At 71.0% G+C, this 22,063-nt stretch carries 26 protein-coding genes; 22 read left to right on the top strand and 4 right to left on the bottom strand.

Annotated elements, in window-relative coordinates:
- Window positions 1-2 precede the first annotated feature (2 nt).
- The 20 genes from QN141_07030 (at window position 3) to QN141_07125 (ending at window position 16,399) form a co-directional block, all read left to right on the top strand.
- The gene (locus tag QN141_07030; protein ID MDR7558225.1) at window positions 3-437 is read left to right on the top strand and encodes a tetratricopeptide repeat protein; all 435 of its coding nucleotides are present in this window, start codon (window positions 3-5) and stop codon (window positions 435-437) included.
- Between the two features lie 159 nt (window positions 438-596).
- Window positions 597-1,079 carry a prepilin-type N-terminal cleavage/methylation domain-containing protein gene (locus tag QN141_07035; protein MDR7558226.1) on the top strand — a complete coding sequence of 161 codons (483 nt, stop codon included), beginning with the start codon at window positions 597-599 and terminating at the stop codon, window positions 1,077-1,079.
- 110 nt (window positions 1,080-1,189) lie between these two features.
- The gene (locus tag QN141_07040; protein MDR7558227.1) at window positions 1,190-2,251 is read left to right on the top strand and encodes a Xaa-Pro peptidase family protein; all 1,062 of its coding nucleotides are present in this window, start codon (window positions 1,190-1,192) and stop codon (window positions 2,249-2,251) included.
- Window positions 2,252-2,395: 144 nt separating this feature from the next.
- On the top strand, window positions 2,396-2,956 hold the full coding sequence (gene efp, locus QN141_07045) for an elongation factor P (protein ID MDR7558228.1): 561 nt from the start codon (window positions 2,396-2,398) through the stop codon (window positions 2,954-2,956).
- Between the two features lie 163 nt (window positions 2,957-3,119).
- A complete protein-coding gene (nusB, locus tag QN141_07050; protein MDR7558229.1) occupies window positions 3,120-3,536 on the top strand; it encodes a transcription antitermination factor NusB in 417 nt (138 codons plus the stop codon).
- Window positions 3,526-3,804: an acylphosphatase gene (locus QN141_07055; GenBank protein MDR7558230.1), complete on the top strand. Its 279-nt coding sequence runs from the start codon at window positions 3,526-3,528 to the stop codon at window positions 3,802-3,804. Before nusB ends, QN141_07055 begins: the two co-directional genes overlap by 11 nt.
- 17 nt (window positions 3,805-3,821) lie before the next feature.
- Entirely contained in the window at window positions 3,822-4,757 is a 936-nt protein-coding gene (locus QN141_07060; GenBank protein MDR7558231.1) for a polyprenyl synthetase family protein, read from the top strand.
- Entirely contained in the window at window positions 4,754-5,596 is an 843-nt protein-coding gene (locus QN141_07065; GenBank protein ID MDR7558232.1) for a TlyA family RNA methyltransferase, read from the top strand. Before QN141_07060 ends, QN141_07065 begins: the two co-directional genes overlap by 4 nt.
- Window positions 5,593-6,477: an NAD(+)/NADH kinase gene (locus QN141_07070; protein ID MDR7558233.1), complete on the top strand. Its 885-nt coding sequence runs from the start codon at window positions 5,593-5,595 to the stop codon at window positions 6,475-6,477. The genes QN141_07065 and QN141_07070 overlap by 4 nt, the downstream gene beginning before the upstream one ends.
- Window positions 6,474-8,114 (top strand): CTP synthase, encoded by a 1,641-nt coding sequence (locus tag QN141_07075; GenBank protein MDR7558234.1) that lies wholly within the window; start codon window positions 6,474-6,476, stop codon window positions 8,112-8,114. Before QN141_07070 ends, QN141_07075 begins: the two co-directional genes overlap by 4 nt.
- 63 nt (window positions 8,115-8,177) lie before the next feature.
- On the top strand, window positions 8,178-9,080 hold the full coding sequence (gene ilvE / locus QN141_07080) for a branched-chain-amino-acid transaminase (GenBank protein MDR7558235.1): 903 nt from the start codon (window positions 8,178-8,180) through the stop codon (window positions 9,078-9,080).
- 6 nt (window positions 9,081-9,086) lie between these two features.
- Complete coding sequence (locus tag QN141_07085) at window positions 9,087-9,617, top strand: NUDIX hydrolase (GenBank protein MDR7558236.1); 531 nt, start codon at window positions 9,087-9,089, stop codon at window positions 9,615-9,617.
- Between the two features lie 4 nt (window positions 9,618-9,621).
- The gene (gene xerD, locus QN141_07090) at window positions 9,622-10,587 is read left to right on the top strand and encodes a site-specific tyrosine recombinase XerD (protein MDR7558237.1); all 966 of its coding nucleotides are present in this window, start codon (window positions 9,622-9,624) and stop codon (window positions 10,585-10,587) included.
- A gap of 12 nt (window positions 10,588-10,599) precedes the next feature.
- A complete protein-coding gene (locus QN141_07095) occupies window positions 10,600-11,817 on the top strand; it encodes a phosphopentomutase (protein ID MDR7558238.1) in 1,218 nt (405 codons plus the stop codon).
- Entirely contained in the window at window positions 11,817-12,635 is an 819-nt protein-coding gene (locus tag QN141_07100; protein ID MDR7558239.1) for a purine-nucleoside phosphorylase, read from the top strand. The genes QN141_07095 and QN141_07100 overlap by 1 nt, the downstream gene beginning before the upstream one ends.
- Before the next feature lie 7 nt (window positions 12,636-12,642).
- Window positions 12,643-13,947 (top strand): pyrimidine-nucleoside phosphorylase, encoded by a 1,305-nt coding sequence (locus tag QN141_07105; protein MDR7558240.1) that lies wholly within the window; start codon window positions 12,643-12,645, stop codon window positions 13,945-13,947.
- A gap of 1 nt (window position 13,948) precedes the next feature.
- On the top strand, window positions 13,949-14,452 hold the full coding sequence (locus tag QN141_07110) for an AAA family ATPase (protein MDR7558241.1): 504 nt from the start codon (window positions 13,949-13,951) through the stop codon (window positions 14,450-14,452).
- A gap of 33 nt (window positions 14,453-14,485) precedes the next feature.
- Window positions 14,486-15,343 carry a 3-hydroxybutyryl-CoA dehydrogenase gene (locus QN141_07115; protein ID MDR7558242.1) on the top strand — a complete coding sequence of 286 codons (858 nt, stop codon included), beginning with the start codon at window positions 14,486-14,488 and terminating at the stop codon, window positions 15,341-15,343.
- Between the two features lie 109 nt (window positions 15,344-15,452).
- On the top strand, window positions 15,453-15,716 hold the full coding sequence (locus QN141_07120; GenBank protein ID MDR7558243.1) for an autorepressor SdpR family transcription factor: 264 nt from the start codon (window positions 15,453-15,455) through the stop codon (window positions 15,714-15,716).
- Window positions 15,713-16,399, top strand: a complete 687-nt coding sequence (locus QN141_07125; protein MDR7558244.1) for a DUF1648 domain-containing protein — start codon at window positions 15,713-15,715, stop codon at window positions 16,397-16,399. The genes QN141_07120 and QN141_07125 overlap by 4 nt, the downstream gene beginning before the upstream one ends.
- Here QN141_07125 and QN141_07130 read toward each other — a convergent pair.
- From QN141_07130 to QN141_07145, 4 genes are read right to left on the bottom strand one after another with little or no spacing between them, the layout of a single operon-like run.
- Entirely contained in the window at window positions 16,396-16,947 is a 552-nt protein-coding gene (locus QN141_07130) for a Zn-ribbon domain-containing OB-fold protein (GenBank protein MDR7558245.1), read from the bottom strand. The genes QN141_07125 and QN141_07130 overlap by 4 nt on opposite strands.
- Complete coding sequence (locus QN141_07135) at window positions 16,947-17,555, bottom strand: Zn-ribbon domain-containing OB-fold protein (protein MDR7558246.1); 609 nt, start codon at window positions 17,553-17,555, stop codon at window positions 16,947-16,949. The genes QN141_07130 and QN141_07135 overlap by 1 nt, the downstream gene beginning before the upstream one ends.
- A gap of 25 nt (window positions 17,556-17,580) precedes the next feature.
- Window positions 17,581-18,777 (bottom strand): thiolase domain-containing protein, encoded by a 1,197-nt coding sequence (locus QN141_07140; GenBank protein ID MDR7558247.1) that lies wholly within the window; start codon window positions 18,775-18,777, stop codon window positions 17,581-17,583.
- 21 nt (window positions 18,778-18,798) lie between these two features.
- On the bottom strand, window positions 18,799-19,947 hold the full coding sequence (locus tag QN141_07145) for an acetyl-CoA acetyltransferase (GenBank protein ID MDR7558248.1): 1,149 nt from the start codon (window positions 19,945-19,947) through the stop codon (window positions 18,799-18,801).
- 164 nt (window positions 19,948-20,111) lie between these two features.
- On the opposite strand from QN141_07145, the gene QN141_07150 reads away from it, so the two are divergent.
- Both QN141_07150 and QN141_07155 read left to right on the top strand, forming a co-directional pair.
- Window positions 20,112-21,263, top strand: a complete 1,152-nt coding sequence (locus tag QN141_07150; GenBank protein ID MDR7558249.1) for an acyl-CoA dehydrogenase — start codon at window positions 20,112-20,114, stop codon at window positions 21,261-21,263.
- Window positions 21,264-21,276: 13 nt separating this feature from the next.
- Window positions 21,277-22,062, top strand: coding sequence for an electron transfer flavoprotein subunit beta/FixA family protein (locus QN141_07155; GenBank protein ID MDR7558250.1), 786 nt, complete (start codon window positions 21,277-21,279; stop codon window positions 22,060-22,062).
- Window position 22,063: the final 1 nt, after the last annotated feature.

Consider the following 22,063-nt stretch of genomic DNA (forward strand, 5'->3'; position numbering starts at 1 on the left):
CGATGAGGCGCGCGCTGTTCGTCCTGCTGCTCCTCGGCGTCGCCTGGGTCCCCACCGCGGCGGCCCAGGCCCCCGCCCCGGCGCAGCCCCTGCCGCCCTTCGACACCCTGCGGTTCTACGACCAGGCGCGGTTCGAAGCGGCGATCGCCCCCTACGCCCAGGCGGTGGCCCGCAACGCGAACGACGCACGGGCGCACTACTGGCTGGGGGTCGCCTACCTGCACGCCGCGCGGTTGCACCGCTTCGGCCTGGCACCGTGGGCCGCCGATCACGCCGGGCGGGCCGTCGCCTCCCTTGAGCGGGCGCTGCAGCTGCAGCCGGCCATCGAGGTGATGCTGGTCCTGGCCGATGCCTACGCTCTGGTGGGAGCCCAGGACAAGCTCAACGAGCTGAATGTCCGTCTCGCCGCCCTGGCCCGCCCGCAGCCGCTCCGCTGACCGGTTCCACCGTATCGCGAGCCTTTCAGAGTACTCGAACCGCCGCACTCCCGATTCGGGATGCGGCGGTTCGAACTGTGACGGGGGTCCTGGCGTCCGGTCCATCCGCGGCATGGCGCGGCCCGGCAGGGTGTGGTCTGATGCTGCTCGGGATCCGCGATGCGTCGGCGACAGGCCGGATGGACGCTGGTCGAGCTCCTGGTGGTCCTGACGCTCGTGGCCGCGGCGGCGGCCGGGCTGTGGCGCCTGCAGCCGTTGCGCGGCCGGCTGGCCCTGCGGGTCGCCGCCACGGCGCTGGTCAGCGACCTCCGCATGGTGCAGGCCCGCAGCCTCGGGGAGCGGAATCCCGACCGGGCCCACGGCCTTGTGCTGTCCGTGGGTTCGGACCGGTACCTGCGGGTTGTGCGCACCGCCGGAGTGGTGGAGGCGGCGGAGATGCGGATCCTCCCGTTCGGCGTGCGCATCACCTACGCGCGATTCGGCGGCGCGGTGCCGACGACCGTGTGGTTCACCGGCGGGAGCTGGTTTGGCGCGCCGTCCGGCGGGGGCACGGTCACCCTGGCCAGCGGCCCGCTCCGGCTGTGCGTGCGCCTGATGCCGGCAACCGGCCGGGCGCGCGTGGCGCACACGGGGTGCCCGTAGGCCCCCGCCCCCGCACAGGGATGCCCCCGCGCAGGGAAGCCTCGGACAGGGGCGAAACTCTGTCCCCCGGGCCGCTCCGCTCAACAGATCCCTGACGACAGGAGAGACCGATGGTCCGCGTGGAGCGCCTCCGCGCGCTCATGGAGGAGCGCGGTGTGGAGGCGATGCTGATCCAGAAGGCCGAGAACCGACGTCACCTCACCGGATTCACCGGATCCGCCGGGGTCGTCCTCGTCACGCCGCGGGAGGCGCTCCTGCTCGTGGACTTCCGCTATGTCGAGCAGGCGGGCGTGGAGGCCTCCGGATTCGAGGTGATCAAAGCCGACCGGCAGTTCATCGACACGCTGGTCGAGGTCGTCGCGGCCCGGGGGCTCCGGCGCATCGGATTCGAAAGCGACGGGCTCACCTACAAGCAGTACGACGATTTCTCCCGCCGCCTCGCTCCCGCCTCGCTGGTTCCCATAGACGGGGTGGACCGCCTGCGCTGGGTTAAAGACCGCGAGGAGATCGAGCGCATCACCCGCGCCGTCGAGATCGCCGACCGTGCCTTCGCCCACATCCGGGGGATGCTCCGGCCGGGAGCGGTGGAGCGCGACCTCGCCATCGAGATGGAGTTCTTCATGCGCCGCCAAGGGGCGGAAAAGGAGGCGTTCGAGACCATCGTGGCCAGCGGGCCGCGATCGGCGCTCCCCCACGGGCGTGCCAGCGACCGCGCCCTGGGGGCGGGGGAGTTCGTCACCCTGGACTTCGGGGCGATGGTGGACGGCTACGTCTCCGACTGCACCCGCACCGTGGTCCTGGGAGAAACGACCCCCAGGCACGAGGAGATCTACGGGATCGTGCTCCGGGCCCAGCAGGAGGCGCTGGCCGGTCTCAGACCGGGAATGACCGGTCGGGAGGCGGACGCTCTGGCGCGGAACGTCATCGCCGCGTCCGGGTACGGCGAGGCCTTCGGCCACAGCCTGGGTCACGGCGTCGGCCTGGCCGTTCACGAGGGGCCGACGCTCTCGCCGCGCGAGGAGGCCGTGCTCTCGCCCGGCATGGTGGTCACGGTGGAGCCGGGGATCTACCTTCCGGGCTGGGGCGGGGTGCGTATCGAGGACCTCGTCGTGATCACCGCCGACGGCTGCCGCGTGCTGACCCGCGCGCCGAAGGAGTTGTCGGTCCCGTAGGCCGGGCCCGCGGGGTGCCGGCGCCGGATGCGGAGGGTTGCTGGCGCCGGATGCGGATTGGTAAAGTGAAAGATTGGCGGGATCCGCACAGGGCATCTCGGATCCCTGTTGTTGATCTTCGCCGTTGATCTTCGGGAGGGTGGCATGATCGCCAGCGGAGAATTCCGGCCCGGCGTCGTCGTCGAGCTGGACGGCGAGTTGTTCGCCGTGGTCCAGACTCATCACCACAAGCGCGCCCAGCGTCAGGCCTTCGTGCGGGCGAAGCTGAGGAATGTGCGGACGGGCGCCGTGCTGGAGCGGAACTTCACCTCCGACGAGCGCGTCCGGCAGGTGTACCTCGACCGCAAGCCGATGCAGTTTCTCTACGTCCAGGGCGACGAGTACGTGATGATGGACCACGAGACCTTCGAGCAGCTGCCCCTACACCGGGACCTACTGGGCGACGCGGTGCACTTCCTCAAGGAGAACACCGATGTGACCGTGGTGTTCTACGAGGGGCGGCCGATCGGCGTCGAGCTGCCCAACACCGTGGAGCTCCAGGTGGTGGAGACCTCGCCGGGATTCCGCGGGGACACCGCGGCGGGCAGCAGCAAGCCGGCGCGTCTGGAGACGGGGGTCACCGTGCAGGTGCCCTTTTTCGTCAACGTGGGCGACCGGGTGCGTGTGGACACGCGGACCGGCCAGTACCTGGAACGCGTGAAGTAGCGTCCTCCGCGCAGCCCACCGAGAGGTTTGCCCGGGGGTCCCGTCCCTGCTATAATTCCTTCGTGCTGGACCACCCACGGGTTGTACGTCGCGGGCCTGGCCCGACGGACGTCGAGGCCGGGACGGCGAGCCACCCGGTCATCCCAGGGTGGTTCTTTCGTTGATGTCCCGGCGGCGGACCCGAGAACTGGCCCTGCAGGTGATGTTCGAGGTCGATGTCGGCCGGCAGCCCCTCCAGGACGCCCTGGCCCGGGTCCGGGGGGAGGTCGGCGAGACGGAGTGGGCGTACCTGCACGAGATCTGCACGGGCACCTGGGCCCGGCGGCCGGAGCTGGACCGCATCCTCCAGGGGCTGACCACGGACTGGGCCCTGGATCGTCTGGCCAACACCGACCGCACCGTCCTGCGCCTGGCCGCCTACGAACTCCTCCACACCGAGACCCCGCCACAGGTCGTGATCAACGAGGCCGTGGAGCTCGCCAAGCGCTACGGTACGGAGGATTCCGGTCGGTTCGTCAACGGCGTGCTGGGTGCCCTGGTGCGCCGGCACCGGCGGGCGCCCGTCGGCGATGACCACTGACCCGGTGCGCGCCCACCTCTGGATCAGCGGCGTGGTGCAGGGGGTGGGGTTCCGGTTCTTTGCCGTCCGCGCCGCCCGCCGTCACGGCGTGAGCGGGTTCGTCCGCAATCTCCCCGACGGGCGGGTGGAGGTGGAGGCGGAGGGACCGCGTGAGATGGTCCTCGGGTTCATTGCGGAGATGCAGCGAGGTCCGGCGGGCGCCGTCGTCGCCGCGGTCGATGTGCAGTGGGAGCCGCCGGCGGGCCGCCAGGGGTTTGTCATCCAGTGAGCGGGGTCGATCCGGTGATGAGCGCGCAGGCGGCCGTTGACGATCTGGCCGTCTTTCTCGCCACCCGCGCCCGTCTGGTCGACGACGCGCTGGACCGCTACCTCCCTCCGGCCACGGCGCATCCGGCCATCATCCACGAGGCGATGCGGTACTCGGTCTTCGCCGGGGGGAAACACCTGCGCCCGCTGCTGGTGATGGCCTCGGCTGAGGCCTACGGCGCGAGGCCGCAGGATGTCCTCCCCGTGGCCTGCGCCGTGGACCTCATCCATACCTACTCGCTCATTCACGACGACCTGCCGGCGATGGACAACTCCGATGTCCGCCGCGGGCGTCCGACCTGTCACATCGCCTTCGGCGAAGCGATCGCCATCCTGGCCGGGGACGCGCTCCACGCCCTGGCCTTCCAGCTCATCGCGGATGCGGCCCCGGTCTTCGGCGCGGAGCGGACGCTGCAGGTCAGCGCCGAGATCGCCGCCGCCATCGGCACGGCGGGCATGGTCGGCGGGCAGGTGTGCGATCTGCTGGCCGAGGTGCCGGTGCGCCGCTTTCCCGGAGGCACGCTGCCTCCGAAGCGGCCGCTGCCCGACACGGTGCGGGAGATCCACACCCGCAAGACCGCCGCGCTGATCCGGGCCGCGGTGCGGTCGGGAGCCATCCTGGCCGGCGCCCCCGCCCACGACCTCCAGGCGCTGTCCGTCTACGGCGAACACCTCGGCCTCGCCTATCAGATCATCGACGACGTCCTCGATGTGGTGGGCGACGCGGCGAAACTCGGGAAACCGACGGGCAGCGACAGCGCCAAGGCCACCTATCCCGCGGCCTTCGGTCTGGAACGCTCCCGGCAGATCGCCGCCGAGCTGACCGCCCGGGCCCGGGCCAGCCTGCAGCCCCTGGGCGCGCGGGCGCGCCTGCTGGACGCGCTCGCCGGCCTCCTGCTCACGAGGGACGCGTGACGACCGCCGCGGCGCGCCGGGAACGGTTGGATGTGGTGCTGGTGGCCCGGGGATTTCTGCCGACGCGGGCCAAAGCGCAGGCAGCCATTCTGGCCGGCGAGGTCTACGTCGGGGGCGCGCGGGTCACCAAACCGGGCCTCGCCGTGGCCCCCGACGCCCCGATCGAGATCCGTCCCCTCCGGCCTGCGTACGTCAGCCGGGGCGGACTCAAGCTCGACCACGCCCTGACCGTTTTCGGGATCGATCCGGCGGGCTGGCGCGTGGCGGACGTCGGCGCGTCCACCGGGGGGTTCACCGACTGCCTGCTCCGCCGCGGCGCCCGGCAGGTGTACGCTATCGACGTGGGCGCGGGCCAGCTGCACTGGTCGCTGCGTACCGATCCGCGGGTTGTGGTGCTCGAACGGCGCGACGTGCGCACGGTGGACGCCGCGCTGCTGGACGGCCCGGTGGACCTCGCGACCGTCGATGTCTCCTTCATTTCCCTGGGCAAAGTCCTGCCGGCGGTGCGCCGACTCGTCCGTCCGGGCGGCGCCGTGGTGGCCCTGGTCAAGCCTCAGTTCGAGGCCGGACCGAAGGCGGCCCGGGGCGGCGTGGTGCGGGACGCCGCCGTGCACCGGCACGTGCTGGCGCGCGTGGCGCGCCAGGCGGAGGAGTCCGGCTACACCGTGGCCGGGGCCACCTACTCTCCGATCGCGGGCCCGGACGGGAATCTCGAGTTCTTCCTGCACCTGCGGACGGAGCATCCGCCCGACGTGCAGGGCGGCGCGGGACGCGTGGACCTGGACGCCGTGGTCGATACCGCGCACGCCGTCGTTCCCCGCAGGGGCGTCCGACGATGACCCTGGGCGTGATCATGAACACCACCCGCCTGCGCGAGCGGCCGGAGACGGGCCCGCCGGCGCGGGAGGCGGTCGCCGCCCTGGTGGCCGCCGCCGGCGACGTCCGAGTCGGTGAGGAGGCGGCGCGCCTGCTGGGCTTCGCCCACCTGGCCTGCGGCGAGGAGGAGCTGGGCGAGCAGGCGCGGTTGCTGGTGGCCTTCGGCGGGGACGGCACCATCCTGCGGGCCGCGCGTCTGGCCGCCCCGCGGGGCATCCCCATCCTCGGGGTCAACATGGGCGGGTTCGGCTTTCTGGCGGAGTTGAACCTGGATCAGTTCGGCGACGCCGTCCCGCGCCTGCTGGCCGGCCGCTACGAGATCGACGAGCGGATGATGCTGGAGGCGGCGGTGGAGCGGGGCGGGACGCCGCAGCGGCTCCTGGCCCTGAACGACATCGTGGTGACCAAATCGGGCGTGGCGCGGGTGCTGCGATTGCGCATTTCCGTGAACGGCGAGCATCTGGCCAGTTACCCCGCGGACGGGGTGATCGTGGCCACCCCCACCGGCTCGACGGCCTACTCCCTGTCCGCGGGGGGACCGATCCTCGCCCCGCGCGTCGAGGCGCTGGTGATCACGCCCATCAGTCCCCACACCTTCAACTCGCGATCCGTCGTCGTGGACCGGCGCGACGAGGTGATGATCGAGGTCACGGCGCCGGAGCCGGAGGCGACGCTCACGGTGGACGGCCGCGTGGGCGTGGCCCTGGCCGCGGTGCGCGCCGTCGTGGTGCGCCGGGCCGAGCAGGTCACCCGCTTTGTGCGCCTGGGCGGGCACACCTTCTACGGGATCCTGCGGACCAAATTGGCCTGGGGAGAACGGGCATCGCTGGAGGGGGAACAGTGACACGGTACATCTTCGTGACGGGAGGCGTGGCCTCGGCCCTGGGGAAGGGGATCACCTCGGCCTCCGTGGGGCGCCTGCTGGTGGCCCGGGGACTGCGGGTGACGATGCTGAAGTTCGACCCCTACGTCAACGTGGACGCGGGGACGATGAACCCGCATCAGCACGGGGAGGTCTTCGTCACCGATGACGGCGCGGAGACCGACATGGACCTGGGCCACTACGAGCGGTTCATCGACGCCCAGCTGGGCCGGGACAACAACACCACCACCGGCAAGATCTACGGGACCGTGATCGCCCGCGAGCGCCGCGGCGAGTACCTGGGCGGTACGGTCCAGGTCATCCCCCACGTGACCAATGAGATCAAGGACGAGATCCGCAAGGTGGGGGCGGACGCCGACGCCGACGTGGTCATCGTAGAAGTGGGCGGGACGGTCGGCGACATCGAGGGCCTCCCCTTCCTCGAGGCGATCCGCCAGTTCCGCCACGACGTGGGCGCCGAGAATGTGATGTACATCCACGTCTCGCTGGTGCCCTTCCTGGAGGCGGCCGGAGAGCTGAAGACCAAGCCCACCCAGCACAGCGTGCGCGAACTGCGCAGCATCGGCATCCAGCCCGACGTGATCGTCTGTCGGACCTCGCAGCCTCTGTCCCGGGCGATCAAGGAGAAGATCGCCCTGTTCTGCGACGTGCCCCCCGAGGCGGTGATCCAGGCCCTGGATGCGGAGACCATCTACGAGGTGCCGCTGATCCTCGAGGAGGAGGGGCTGGGCACCATCATCACCGATCGGTTGCGGCTGGACACGCCGCCGCCGGACCTGGCGGAGTGGCGGGAGATGGTGGACCGGATCAAGCGTCCGGCGCTGCGGGTGCGGATTGCGCTGGTCGGCAAGTACATGGGGGTGGCGGACAGCTACGTGAGCATCGTCGAGGCGCTCCGCCACGGCGGCATCGCCCACCGCGCCGAGGTGGTGATCGGCAAGGTGGATTCCGAGGTAGTGGAGCGTTGGAGCGCCGAGGAGGTCGCCGCCCACCTGCAGGAGTTCGACGGCATTCTGGTCTGCCCCGGCTTCGGCTCGCGGGGGGTGGAAGGCAAGGTCAAGGCGATCCGCTATGCCCGGGAACACGGGGTGCCGTTCCTGGGGATCTGCTACGGGATGCAGTGGGCGGTGGTGGAGTTCGCCCGGCACGTCTGCGGTCTCGTCGGCGCCAACTCCACCGAGGTCGATCTCCACACGCCGCACCCGGTGATCGACCTGCTGCCCGAACAGAAGGCGGTGACCGAGAAGGGCGGGACGATGCGGCTGGGGGCGTATCCGTGCCGCCTGGTCGCGGACAGCATCGCCGGCAGGGCCTACGGGGTGCCCGAGGTCGCCGAGCGGCACCGCCATCGGTACGAGGTGAACAACGCCTATCTGGAGGTGCTCACCCGGCACGGCCTGCGGGTGACCGGCGTCTATCCGGCGAAACACCTGGTGGAGATCATCGAGTTGCCGAATCATCCCTGGTTCGTGGGCACCCAGTTCCACGCCGAGTACCGCTCCCGCCCCAACCGCCCGCACCCTCTGTACCGGGAGTTCGTCGGCGCGGCGCTGGCCCGCGCCCGGGTGGGCGCCCCGCTGCGCGGTACGGCGTCGTAGCGGGCGGGACGCGGCGCAGGGGAACGGCGGCAGGAAGATCCGAAGGCCAAGGAGGTCGGGACGATGGGGCTGGTCACCTACGTCAACGGAGCCTTTCTTCCCAAAGAGGAGGCGAAGGTCTCGGTCTACGATCACGGGTATCTCTACGGAGACGGCGTCTTCGAAGGCATCCGCGCCTATGGCGGCCGGATCTTCCGGCTGGAGCAGCACCTGGACCGGCTGTACGACTCCGCCCGCTACCTGATGCTGGAGATCCCGCTGTCCCGCGACGAGCTGCGCCAGGCGATCCTGGAGACGGTCCGCCGCTCGGGGCTGCAGGACGCCTATATCCGGCCGGTGGTCTCGCGGGGGGTGGGAGACCTCGGGCTGGACCCCCGCAAATGCCGGACGGCGACGGTCGTGATCATCGTCGATCAGATTCAGCTCTACCCCGCCGAGGCCTACGAGCGGGGGTTGCGGGCGATCACCGCCACCACGCGCAAGATCCGTCCCGACGCCCTGTCGCCGCAGGCCAAGACCCTCAACTACCTGAACAACATCATGGCCCGCATTGAGGCCAACCGGGCCGGCGTGGACGAGGCGATCATGCTCAGCGCCGACGGGTACGTCTGCGAGTGCAGCGCCGACAACCTGTTCATCGTGCGGCGGGGCGAGATCTGGACCCCGCCGGCCTACCTCGGCATCCTCAAGGGCGTGACCCGGGCCGCGGTGATCGAGCTGGCCGCCCGGCTGGGGCTGCCTCTGGCGGAGCGGGTGTTCACCCTGCACGACGTGTACACCGCGGAGGAGTGCTTTCTCAGCGGGACCGGGGCGGAGGTCGGTCCCGTGGTAGAGGTCGATGGCCGGCCCATCGGCGCGGGGCGACCCGGTCCCACGACGCTGGGGATCATGCGCGCCTTCCGCGAGCTGGTTCGTTCCGAAGGGACGCCGGTGTACGCCGAAGAGGTGGCGGAGAGGCGGGCCTGAGCTCCGGTGCGGGTGATCGCCAGCCGGCGGATCTACGAGGGAGCGGTCGTCGCCCTCCGGGTGGACGAGGTCGAGACCTCCGACGGCCGACGCCGCGTGCGCGAGATCGTCGAGCACCGGGGGGCCGTGGCCGCGGTCCCGCTGCTTCCCGACGGCAGCGTCCTGCTCGTCCGGCAGCACCGCGAGGCGGCGGGAGGATCGCTGCTGGAGATCCCGGCGGGCACGGTCGAGCCGGGGGAAGACCCGGAGACGGCCCTGCAACGGGAACTCGCGGAGGAGATCGGAATGCGCGCCGGCCGCCTCACCCGTCTGACTTCCTTTCTGCCGTCTCCGGGGTTCCTTACGGAAGTGGTGCACGTCTACCTGGCCCGCGACCTCGCGCCGGACCGCCGCCAGGCCGAAGAGGAGGACCTGGAAGTGGTCCGGCTGCCGCTGGAGCGGGCGCGGGCCATGGTCGCCTCGGGGGAGATCCGCGACGCGAAGTCGGTCATCGGCCTGCTGCTGTCCGAACGGGCCGTCGGTCTGCCCGGAGGGTAGGGCCATGGCGGGGGCGGTCCCGGCGTCGTTCGGTCGTCAGGTCGACGCCTATCTGGCCTACGCCCTGGCCGAGCAGGGGCTGGCCGCCCGCACCGTCGAGGCCTACAGGAGCGATCTGGATGACTTCGCCCGATTCCTCCGCGGTCGGGGAGTGAGGGATCCGGCGGAAGTCAGCCGGGCGGCTGTCACCCTCTACCTCGTGCACCTCAGGCGCGCCGGACGGTCGCCGGCGACCGTCCGGCGGCGGGCGGCGGCGATCCGCTCCTTCTATCGCTACCTGCTCCGGGAGCAGGTGGTGACCGCAGACCCGACGCTGGATCTGGGCCCGCCCAGGCCGGCGCATCGCCTGCCCCATGTGCTCACCGTGGAGGAAGTGGACCGGCTGCTGGCCGCGCCGGACCCGACCACCCCCGAAGGCCTCCGGGATCGGGCCATGCTGGAACTGATGTACGGCAGCGGCCTGCGCGTCAGCGAACTCATCGGTCTGGACGTCGGCGACGTGGATCTCGAGCGGGAACTGGTGCGCTGCGTGGGGAAAGGCGACAAGACCCGCCTGGTCCCTACGGGGAGCCGCGCCGTGGCCGCCCTGCTGGCCTACCAGCGCCGCGGCCGTCCCCAGCTGACCCGTCGGCGGATGTCGCCGGCGCTGTTCGTGAGCCGCCGCGGCCGTCTGACCCGGCAGGCGTTCTGGCAGATGATCCGCCGTTACGCCCGGGTCGCGGGGATCACCAAGCGCCTGACCCCGCACGTGTTGCGCCACTCCTTTGCCACGCACCTGCTGGAGGGAGGAGCCGATCTGCGCGCGGTGCAGGAGATGCTGGGACACGCCTCGATCGCCACCACCCAGGTCTACACCCACCTGACGCGGGAACGGCTGCGGACCGTGTACGATCGGGCCCATCCCAGGGACGCCATGCGCGTCCCGGTCCGGCGTCGTCCCCTGGGAGGGCAACCGGCGCAGAAGCGGTAGGCGCCGGCCCCCGTGCGGTCGAACCCCACCATCGTGGCGTCCTTTCTCCGCGTCGTGGTCATCGTGCTGGACAGCGCCGGCGTCGGGGAACTGCCCGACGCCGCGCGGTACGGGGACGAGGGCAGCGCCACCCTCCCGCACACCGCCGACGCCGTCGGCGGTCTGCACCTGCCGACTCTGGAGACGCTCGGGCTGGGCCGCATCGTGCCCATCCGCGGTGTCGCCGCGGTGGAGCGTCCCGCCGGAGCCTTCGGGAAGATGCGGGAGATGTCGCCGGGCAAGGACTCCACGACGGGGCACTGGGAACTGATGGGGGTCATCCTGGACCGGCCCTTTCCGACGTATCCGAACGGATTCCCCCCCGAGATCATCGAAGAGTTTGAGCGGAGAATCGGCACCGGGACGCTCGGCAACGTGGCCGCCTCGGGAACCGAGATCATCCAGCGCCTCGGACCGGAGCATGAGCGGACAGGGTACCCCATCGTCTACACCTCTGCGGACAGTGTCTTCCAGGTGGCCGCGCACGAGGCGGTGATCCCCCCCGAGCGGCTCTATGAGATCTGTCGCGTGGCGCGGGCGCTGCTGGTCGGCGCCCATGCCGTCAGCCGGGTCATCGCCCGGCCCTTCGTCGGCAGCGCGGGCCGCTACACGCGCACCGACCGCCGGCGGGACTTCTCCCTGCCGCCGGTCGCGCCCACCGTGCTGGATGTCGCCCGGGAGGCGGGGGTGGAGGTCGTCGGCATCGGGAAGATCCCCGACCTCTTCGCCGGGCGCGGGATCTCCCGCCCCGTTCCGACCCACGACGACCTGGACGGGATCAGGCAGACCGTGCGGGCGATGGAGACCACGCCCCGGGGAATCATCTTCGCCAACCTAGTGGACCTGGACACCCGGTACGGGCACCGCAACGATCCCCAGGGATACGCCCGGAACCTCCAGGTCATCGACGCGGGGTTGGGCGAGGTCCGGGAGCGCCTGGGCGCCGAAGACCTGCTGGTGATCACGGCGGACCACGGCAACGACCCGACCACCCCCAGCACCGACCACTCCCGCGAGTACGCGCCGGTGCTGGCGAGCGGGGCGCAGGTGACCGGCGGGGTGGATCTCGGGGTGCGGGAGACGTTCGCCGATGTGGGCGCGACCGTGGCCGCGGCCCTGGGCCTTCCCTGGTCGGGACCGGGGACCAGCATGCTGGCGGCCATCACCGCGGAAGGAGGCAGGAGAGGCTGATGCTGCGCGAGCGACTGGACGCCGCCGTGTCCTCCATCAGGACACGGGTGCGCACGATCCCGCAGGTGGCGATCATTCTCGGCTCGGGGCTGGGGGCCCTCGCCGAGCAGATCGACGCCGAGGCGCGCCTTCCGTATGCCGAAATTCCCGGATTCCCCCGGTCGACGGTGGAAGGCCATGCCGGCCGGCTGATCCTGGGCACGCTGGAAGGGAAGACGGTAGTGGCCATGCAGGGGCGCGTGCACTTCTACGAGGGGTACACGCTGGCCGAGGTGGTCTTCCCGGTCCGGGTGATGCGCCGTCTGGGTGCCGCCGTGCTGCTGGTGAGCAACGCGGCCGGGGGCATCAACCGCCAGTGGCACCGGGGCGACCTGATGATCATCGCCGACCACATCAACTTCATGGGCAGCAACCCCCTGATCGGTCCCAACGATCCCGAGCTCGGCCCGCGGTTTCCCGACATGTCCCAGGCCTACGACCCGGAGCTGATCGCCCTCGCCGAGCGGGCCGCCCTGGCCGAAGGGATTCCCATCCGCAAGGGCGTCTACGTCGGGGTGCACGGTCCCAGTTACGAGACCCCGGCGGAACTGCGCATGCTGGGGCGGTGGGGGGCGGATGCGGTGGGAATGTCCACGGTGCCGGAGGTGATCGCGGCACGGCACATGGGGATGCGCGTGCTGGGGATCACCGCCATCACCGACATGGCCACCGGGGAGCAGGTGGCCCCGGTCAGCCATGAGGAGGTCATGGCCGCGGCCCGGGAGCTGGAGCCGCGGTTCATCCGTCTGGTCCGGCGGATTCTCCGGGAGATGCAGTGACGGTCCGATGCGCGCCTACGATCTGATCCGGCGCAAGCGCGACGGCGGGACGCTGAGCGCTGAAGAACTGGAGTGGCTGCTCGGCGGCTTCGTCCGCGGCGAGGTCCCGGACTACCAGATGAGCGCCTTCCTGATGGCGGTGTTCTTCCGCGGGATGACGGCGGAGGAGACCGCGGCCTTCACGCTGGCCATGGCCCGCTCGGGCGAGCAGCTCGACCTAAGCGCCATCCGCGGGGTGAAGGTGGACAAGCACAGCACCGGCGGGGTGGGGGACAAAACCTCCCTGGTGCTCGTCCCGTTGGTGGCGGCCTGCGGGGCGCCCGTGGCGAAGCTGTCGGGCCGGGGCCTCGGCCACACCGGCGGCACCCTCGACAAGCTGGAGGCGATCCCGGGATTCCGCACGCAGCTCTCCGGCCAGCAGTTCGTGGCGCAGGTCAACCGTATCGGCTGCGCCATCGCCGGCCAGACGGCGGAGCTGGTGCCGGCGGACAAGAAGCTCTACGCCCTGCGGGATGTGACGGCCACCGTGGACAGCGTGCCGTTGATCGCCAGCAGCGTGATGAGCAAGAAGATCGCCGGCGGCAGCGACGCCATTGTCCTCGACGTCAAGACCGGCTCGGGCGCCTTCATGAAGACCCTGGAGGGGGCGCGGGAACTGGCCCGGACGATGGTGGCGATCGGGCGGCAGGTCGGCCGCCGGACGGTAGCCATCATCAGCGACATGGATCAGCCGCTGGGCTCCGCCGTGGGCAACGCGCTCGAGGTCCGCGAGGCCCTCGACACTCTGCGCGGGGAGGGCCCGCCGGATCTGCGCGAGCTCTGTCTGGTTCTGGGCGCGGAGATGCTGGTTCTGGCCGGCGTCGCCGCGCTGCCGGAGCAGGCCCGCGCCCGGCTGGAGGGGGCGCTGGCCCGCGGCACGGCCCTGGCCAAGTTCCGGGAGATGGTCAAAGCCCAAGGGGGAGATCCGACGGTGGTCGATCACCCGGAGCGGCTGCCCCGGGCTCCGGAGGTGGCGATGGTGCCGGCACCGGAGGCCGGCACCGTGGTGGCCATCGATGCCGAAGCCATCGGGCTGGCGGCGATGCGGTTGGGCGCCGGCCGGGCGACCAAGGACGACGTGATCGATCCGACCGTGGGGATCGTCCTGCGCAAGAAGGTCGGCGATCCGGTGCGGCCGGGGGAGCCCCTGGCCGAAATCCACGCCGGCACCGCGGCCCGGGCGGGCGGGGTCCTGGAAGCGGTGCAGCGCGCCTACACCATCGCCGCCGAGCGCCCTCCCCGCCGGCCGCTGGTGCACGAGGTCGTGGCGTGAGATGCGCATCGTGGTGCCGAACTCGTGCCTGGTCATCCTCTGCGGGCCGGCGGCGTGCGGGAAGTCCACCTTCGCCCGCCGCAACTTCCCCGCCACGGCCGTCGTCTCCTCGGACCACTGCCGGGCGATGATCGCCGACGACGAGCGGGACCTGCGGGTCTCCCCCGACGCCTTCGCCCTCTTCCATCAGATCATCGACCTTCGGCTGCGCTACGGCCGGCTGGCCGTGGCCGACAGCACCGCGCTGCATCCCGCAGCGAGACGGGCACTGCGGCGCATCGCGCGGCGCCGGCAGCGACCGGTGGTGATGATCGTCTTCAACGTCTCCGAGGAGACCTGCCGGCTGTGGGACGGGCGGCGCGAGCGGCAGGTGGGCGCGGCGGTGATCCACCGGCAGTGGCAGATGCTGCAGGAGGCCCTGGCCAGGATCCCCGGCGAAGGGTACGACCAGGTGGTGGTCCTGGGCGAGGACGAGGTGGGCAGGGCGCAGGTGGAGGTGGGGTAGGAGGTCGAGGGGCTGACGGACGGGAGGCGGGCCATGGAGATCAGGCGTGTCGGCGTGGTGGGGTGCGGCTTGATGGGGTCGGGGATCGTCGAAGTCTGCGCCCGCAGCGGCTACGAGGTCGTCGTCCGGGAGGTGGACGACGACCTGCTCCGCACAGGGCTCGGACGGGTCGAGGCCTCGATGCGTCGGGGAGTGGAGCGCGGCAAACTCACCGCCGCCGAGGCCGCGGCGGCGCGGGCGCGGATCACGGGGACGACGAAGCTGGAGGATCTGGGCGACGCCGACCTGGTGATCGAGGCGATCGTGGAACAGATGGCGGCCAAGAAAGCCGTCTTCGCCGAACTCGACCGGCTCTGCCCGCCGCGCACGATCTTCGCCAGCAACACCTCGTCGCTGAGCATCACCGAGATGGCCTCGGCCACAGGGCGTCCGGCCCAGGTGCTGGGGATGCACTTCTTCAACCCTGTGCCCGTGATGAAACTGGTGGAGCTGGTACGGGGGCTGCAGACCTCGGAAGAGACCCTCGCCGTGGGCCGTCGGTTCGCGGAGTCCGTGGGCAAGACGGTCGTGGTGTGCAAGGACAGCCCGGGCTTCATCGTCAACCTGCTCCTGGTTCCCTTCCTGCTCGACGCCGTGCGCGCCCTGGAACTGGGGGTGGCCAGCAAGGAGGACATCGACACCGCGGTCCAGCTGGGCCTGGCCCACCCCATGGGGCCGCTGACGCTGCTGGACTATGTCGGCCTCGACACCACCTACTTCATCGCCGAGGCGATGTTCCAGGAGTTCAAGGACCCGCGCTACGCGGCGCCTCCGCTGCTGAAGCGCATGGTCCTGGCTGGCCTCCACGGCCGCAAGACCGGCCGGGGCTTCTACGACTACGCGCAGGCGTAGCGGCGGCAGGAGGCGCCGCACCGCCGCCCGCCCGGCGCGAGACGGCGTTGACCGTCCGGCCCATCTGCGGTAGGATTATTTCGGTGATTACCGAAATATTGGCCCGGCCGTGGCGGACCTGTTCCAGGCCCTGAGCGATCCAACGCGACGGGAGATCCTGCGTCTGTTGCGGCGGAGGGACATGACGGCGGGGGAGATCGCGGAGCGGTTCCCGCTTGCCCGCTCCACCCTCTCCGGCCACTTCGCCATCCTCAAGCAGGCGGGCCTCATCGTGGCCGAGCGCCGCGGCACGACCATCGTCTACAGCCTCAACGCCTCGGCGCTACAGGAGGCGGCCGCCACGGTCCTGGAGCTGCTGCGGGTGGGACGATGAGACTCTCCTGGAAGAGCGAGCTGCCCCCGGTGCTGCTGCTGGCGGGGATGTTCCTCCTGGCGGCCGTCAGCTGGCCGGCCGCGCCGGACCGGATCCCCGTGCACTGGAACGTCGCCGGGCAGGTCGACCGGTACGGCGGGAAGGTCGAGGGGCTGCTCCTGATCCCGCTCCTCGCCCTCGGGCTCTACCTGCTGCTCCTGGCGCTGCCGTGGATCGACCCGGGTCGGGCGAACTACCCGCACTTTGCCGGCGCCTATCAGACGATCCGGTTGACGCTCGTCGTGTTCCTGGCGTTGGTCTACGGCATCGTCCACCTGTGGATCCGCGGTCGCCAGGTGGCCGTCGGCGCCTGGGTCCCCCTCCTTACCGGCGGCCTGCTGGTCATCTTCGGCAACCTCATGGGGAAGATCCGTCCCAACTGGTTCATCGGGATCCGCACGCCGTGGACGTTGTCCAGCAAGCTGGCCTGGATGCGGACCCATCGCCTGGGAGGCTGGCTCCTCATCGGGCTGGGGCTCCTGCTGATGGCCCTCGCCGTGGTGCGGGCGGTCTGGGCCATCTGGCTGGTGGTCGCGGCCGGCCTCGGATTCACCCTCTGGGCCGTCGTCTACTCCTATCTGGTGTGGCGGACCGATCCGGACAAGGTCCCCCCGGCCGGGACCCTGCCGGCGGAGGAGCCCTAGGCCCCGGTTGAGGTGCGGGGCTGGCGGGAGCGGCGGGGCCGCGAGGGGTTCGAGGCGGCCGTCGGGCGCGCCGCAGTCGGCGACCCTGCGCTGCCGACCGGCGCAAAACCCAGGAGATCTTCGAGGCTCCCCGTGCGCTGGCGTCGGGGAACGAGCACCCCTTCTACAGGAAGGTCGATGCGCACGTCGGCGGGAGCGATCCGGCGCAGGCGCGTCACCAGCCCGCCATCGGTGCCGTCGATGCGGACGTAGGCCACGACCTCCGGCTCCCGCAGCGGCCGTCCCTCCCGGTCCCTGTGGACGACGGTGTAGGTGTGCACCCGTCCCCGCGGTTCCACCTCGCTCCAGGCCGCGCTCAGATCGGCGAAGCACTCCTCGCAGTACAGGCGGGGCGGCAGGTAGGTCCGGCGGCATTCCGCGCAGTGCGTGACGGCCAGGCGACCGGTCCGGCGCAGCGTCTCAAAGAACCGTCGCCCGGCCACTCCGGGCGTGTACCGGAACTGCACCGGCATGGTGCCGTACCACGTTCTGCGCTCCGTGGGGCGCATTACGCCTTCCTCCCTTTCCCCCGGACCGGCTCGAAGTAGAGGATGTCGGTGATGGCGCCCGATCGCTCCCGCGCCGGCTTCCAGACCGCACGCACCGGCATGCCGATCTGCACCTGCCGGTGCACCGCCTCCACCGACGTGCCCCTGAGCCCGCCCAGCAGGTGCAGGAAGCCGACACGGGGAGTCGTGCCGTCGATCTCGATCACCGCGGGCACCTGGGGTTTCCGCAGCGGTTTCATGTCCCAGGTGACGTAGCACACGGAGAAGGTGTTCACCGTACCGGTGGGCGGCAACTCCACCCATTCGTCCATCGGCTTGAAGTCCAGCTCGCAGAAGGCGCGGGGTGGGGTGACCGTCCGCCCGCACCGCCGGCAGCGGACGCCGTAGATCTTGCCCGCCCGCAGTCCGGCCAGGAAGCGGCCGATCGCCTCACCCGTGTCCCAGCCGTACTCCAGTGCCGGCACCCACTCCACCGTGGCCACCGTCTTCTGGAACTCGGCCTCGCTCAGCCCGGTCCCGCGCATCGGCAGCCGCGGAGGGGCATCGATCATCCGCGGGGAGGCCGTCGTCGGCCTTCGCCGGGGGCCCGGCGTCACCGTCCTGGCCATCGCACCCTCCTTCGAGTCAGCTCCTTCAGTGGATCCCCAGCACTGCGACCGTGCCGATCTGCATCAGGTCGCCCCAGGCCTGGGCCACGCCGCGTTCCGGCTTGCCGGGGACCTGGCGTCTTCCGGCTTCGCCGCGCAGCTGCCAGAACAGTTCACACACCTTCATCACGCCCGCCGCGGCGATCGGGTTGCCGACGCCCATCAGCCCGCCGGACGGGCAGACGGGGAGGGGACCGGTGCGCTCGAACCGGCCCTGGGCCAGATCTTCCGGCGCCTGGCCTTTGTCCGCAAGCAACAGCCCCTCCAGGTGGTGCAGTTCCTTGTAGGCGAAGGGATCGTAGGGCTCGGCGATGTGGATCTGTTTGCGGGGCTCGGTCACCCCCGCCATCGCGTAGGCCATGCGCGCCGCCGCCTCGACGTACCGCGGGTAGGCCAGGTCGCGGTTCCCCCAGTACGAGGTATCGAGCGACCAGCCCACGCCCTGGATCCAGACCGGCTTGTCCGTCAGCCGGCGGGCCACCGTCTCGCTGGCCAGCACCAGGGCGGCCGCGCCGTCGCTGACCGGGCTCACCATCAGCCGGTGCACCGGCCAGGCGACGACCTCGGAGGCCAGCACGTCGTTCACGGTGAGGTTCGCGGCCACCTGCGCGGCGGGATGGTCCAGGGCGTTGCGCTTGTTCTTGACGGAGACCAGCGCGATGTCTTCGTTCCGGATCCCGTAGGTTGCCATGTACCGGTGCTGTTCGAGGGCGAAGATCCAGAGGAGATTCGGTCCCAGCGGCCGCTCGATGGTGTGGTCGAAGATGGTCAGGAAGGCGCCCTGGGGGTGGGGCTGGCAGCTGCTCATCTTCTCCTCGCCGATGACCAGCACGAGGTCGAACAGCCCCGAGGCCACCAGCGTCCAGCCGCTGATGAGGCCGAAGACGCCCGAGCCGCCGCCCACGTAGGTCCGCATGTAGGGCTTCCCCGCGCCCCCCGCGCCGTCCAGCAGCCATTCCCCTTTCATGTGCACGCCGTCGAAGGCGTCCGGCGCGGTGACCATCACCACCGCCTCGATCTCCCGCCGCTTCACCCCGGCTGTCTCCAGCGCCTGGGAGGCGGCATAGTAGGACAGTTCCTTGCCGGTCTCCAGGGCCCGGCGGACGAACAGGCTCATCCCCGCGCCGACCACCGCGACCCGGCGCCGGGGTTTGCCGAGCAGAGGTGCCTCCGTGGCCCTCACCTCCCTGAGCGCTACGCCCAATTACGCCGCGGCCAGCACCAGTGCGCCGCCGGTCTGGGTGGGCACCCCGCGCCAGGACAGGACCAGGCCGAGGGTGGCCCCGCGCACCTGCTGGCGTCCGGCCTCCCCGCGAATTTGCCGCACGGCTTCGGCGGTCCGGTACAACGCCGTGGCGTCGAAGCAGTACCCCATTCCCAGGCTTCCCCCGGAGGGGTTGACCGGCAGCGCGCCGCCACGCCCGGTCTCGCCGGCCAGTGTCATGCGCCCCGCGCCGCCCCGGGGAGCCAGGCGCGCGGCCTCCATGTGCTGGAGCTCCTTGTAGGCGTAGGTGTCGTCGATCTCGGCGAACCGGATCTCGTTGGCCGGGTCGGTCACCCCCGCCATGGCGTAGGCCTTCTCCGCCGCCGCCGCCGCGTAGGATGCCGCTCCCCAGGGACGGGTGCCGAGCCAGGGGCTCCCCGAGATCCAGCCGACGCCGCGGAGCCAGACCGGCCGCGGCGCCCGCCTGGCCGCCTCTGCGGACCCCAGCACCAGGACCACGGCGCCGTCGGCGTAGGCGCTGATCTCCAGCGCCCGCAGCGGCTCGCAGAGGGGATCGGAGGCCAGCACGTCGTCCGCCGCCAGCATCGCGCCGAAGGCCGCCGCCTGATTCCCCAGCGCATTCCGGCGGTTCTTGACCACGACCTGGGCCACCGCCTCTTCGGTGGTCCCGGTCTCGTGGAGGAAGCGCCGCATCTCGAGACCCGCCACGTAGTGGGGATAGACCTGCAGCGGCCGCTCGTAGAGGGGATCGAAGGCCATCTCCAGCACGGCCTCGTGACGGAGGATGTTGCTGGACTTGCAGTGCGCTTCCACCGCCACCAGATCGGCGATCCCGCTGCGGATGAGCATGAAGGCGGTGGCCACGCCCTGCAGCCCGTCGCCGGCGACGGTCTGCACCGGCCGAAGGACGGCGCCGAGCTGATCGGGGGTGTACTCGTCGGTGATGCTCGTGCCCTCGTGGAGATCCTCGGCCACGCTGATGAAGCTGTCGATGTCCCGATGGGTGACCCCCGCGTCGGCGTAGGCCCGCGCCGCCGCGGCGAAGACCATCTCCCGGTAGGACTGGTCGGGGCTCAGCGTCCGGAGCGGGGTGGAGCCGATGCCCACAATGGCCACATGATCGCTCATCGTCGACGGCTCCTTGGGGAAGCGGTGCGCGGGGCCGATCCGTTCCGCTGTGGTGATTCCTCCGGGCTCTCCTCGACTCCTGCCCGCGGAAGACGTCCTGCCGCCGAGGCCTGTGACGGCAGACCGAGCAGGGCCCCCCGCCCTGATCAAGAATGTAGACCGCGGTGGATTTCCGTCTCTCCGACGAACACCGCGTCGTGCAGGCCGCGGCGGCGGACTTTGCCGCGCGCGAGATCCTGCCGGTGGCCGCGCAGCTCGACCACTCCGGCGAGTTTCCCGCAGAGGTGATCCGCAAGGCGGCGGACGCCGGGTGGCTGGGCATGACCGTTCCGGAGACCTACGGCGGCGCCGGACTGGACACCGTGTCCTACGTCATCGCCCAGGAGGAGCTGGCCCGGGCGTCGGCCGGCGTGCAGACCATCATCACCGTGAATAACTCGCTGGTGTGCGATCCCATCGTGAGGTTCGGGACCGAGGAGCAGCGGCGTCGCTACCTCCCCGACCTGGCCTCGGGACGGAAGCTGGGCTGCTACTGTTTGACCGAGCCCTCCAGCGGATCGGACGCCATGTCGCTGCGGACCGAGGCGCGGCTCGTGGACGGGGACACCTGGCTGCTGCGCGGCACCAAGATCTTCGTCACCAACGCGGTGGAAGCCGAGGTCTGCATCGTCTACGCCCGCTCCGGTCCGGAGCCCGGGGCCCGAGGACTGTCGGCCTTCATCGTCGAGAAGACCTTTCCCGGGGTCCGTGTCGGGAAGGTGGAGAAGAAGCTGGGGATCACCTGTTCCTCCACCGCCGAGATCATCCTGGACGACGCCCGCGTACCCGCGGAGAACCTGCTGGGCGAACCCGGCCAGGGAGGTCGGATCGCCCTGGCCACCCTGGACGGGGGCCGCCTGGGGATCGCCGCCCAGGCGGTGGGCATCGCCCGGGCGGCGTTGGAGGCGTCCCGGACCTACGCCCGCGAGCGGAGGCAGTTCGGCCGGCCCATCGGCGAGTTCCAGGCCGTGCAGTGGATGCTGGCCGACATGGCCACGCGCATCGAGGCGGCCCGCCTGCTGATGTATCGCGCCGCCTGGTTGCGCGACCAGGGGCGCCCCCACACCAGGGAAGCCTCGATGGCCAAGCTCTTCGCCAGTGAGACGGCGATGTGGGCAGCGCACAAGGCGGTGCAGATCCACGGCGGATACGGCTACATCTGGGATTATCCCGCGGAGCGCTATTTCCGCGACGCGAAGATCACCGAGATCTACGAGGGAACGTCGGAGATCCAGCGCCTGGTGATTGCCCGCCAGGTGCTGGGAGGGCGACACTAGGGCCGGAGGGCGTGTGCACACGATCGTCTGTCTCAAACAGGTGGTGGATCCCGAACTCCCGCCGTGGGACTTTGGCATCGACCCGGCGACGAAGCGGCAGGTGCGGACCGGCAAGCCGCTGGTCATCTCCACCTACGACGAGAACGCGCTGGAGCTGGCCCTGCAGCTCAAGGAGCGGGTCGGGGGGAAGGTGACGGCGTTGACCATCGGTCCGGCCGGCGAGGTAAAGGACGCCGTCCGCCTGGCGCTGGCCATGGGCGCGGACGAGGCCGTGGTGGTGGACGACGCCGACGCGCCCCTGGCGCTGGCGGCCGACAAGGCGCAGGTCCTGGCCGCCGCGATCGGACGCCTCGGATCCTTCGACCTCGTCCTGACGGGCTGCGAGTCCGCCGACTGGGTGGAGCGCGCCGTGGCCCCCTTTCTGGCCGAGGCGCTGGAGGCGGCGTGCGTCACCTTCGTGACCCGGGCCGAGGTCCGCGAGGGCGGCCTCACGGTGCGCCGGACCTCGGACGAAGGATTTCACGTCGTCGATGTCCGGCTGCCCGCCGTCCTGTCCGTGACCAGCGACGAGTCGCTCCGGCCACGGCTGCCTAAGGTCAAGGACATCATGGGGGCGATGCGCAAGCCGGTGCAGACCTGGACGCGGGCGGAGTTGGGCGCGGCGGCCGGGGCGACGGGGGTGGAGGTGCGGGAGGTGGCCGTGCCCCAGCGCACGACCAAGTGCGAATTCATCGAGGGAGATCCCGCCCAGCAGGCCGAGGCGCTGGTGAGCCGGCTGCGGGCCCTCAAGATCATCTGAG

This window comes from Armatimonadota bacterium, from assembly GCA_031459765.1.
GTDB classification, from domain to species: Bacteria; Sysuimicrobiota; Sysuimicrobiia; order Sysuimicrobiales; family Kaftiobacteriaceae; genus Kaftiobacterium; species Kaftiobacterium secundum.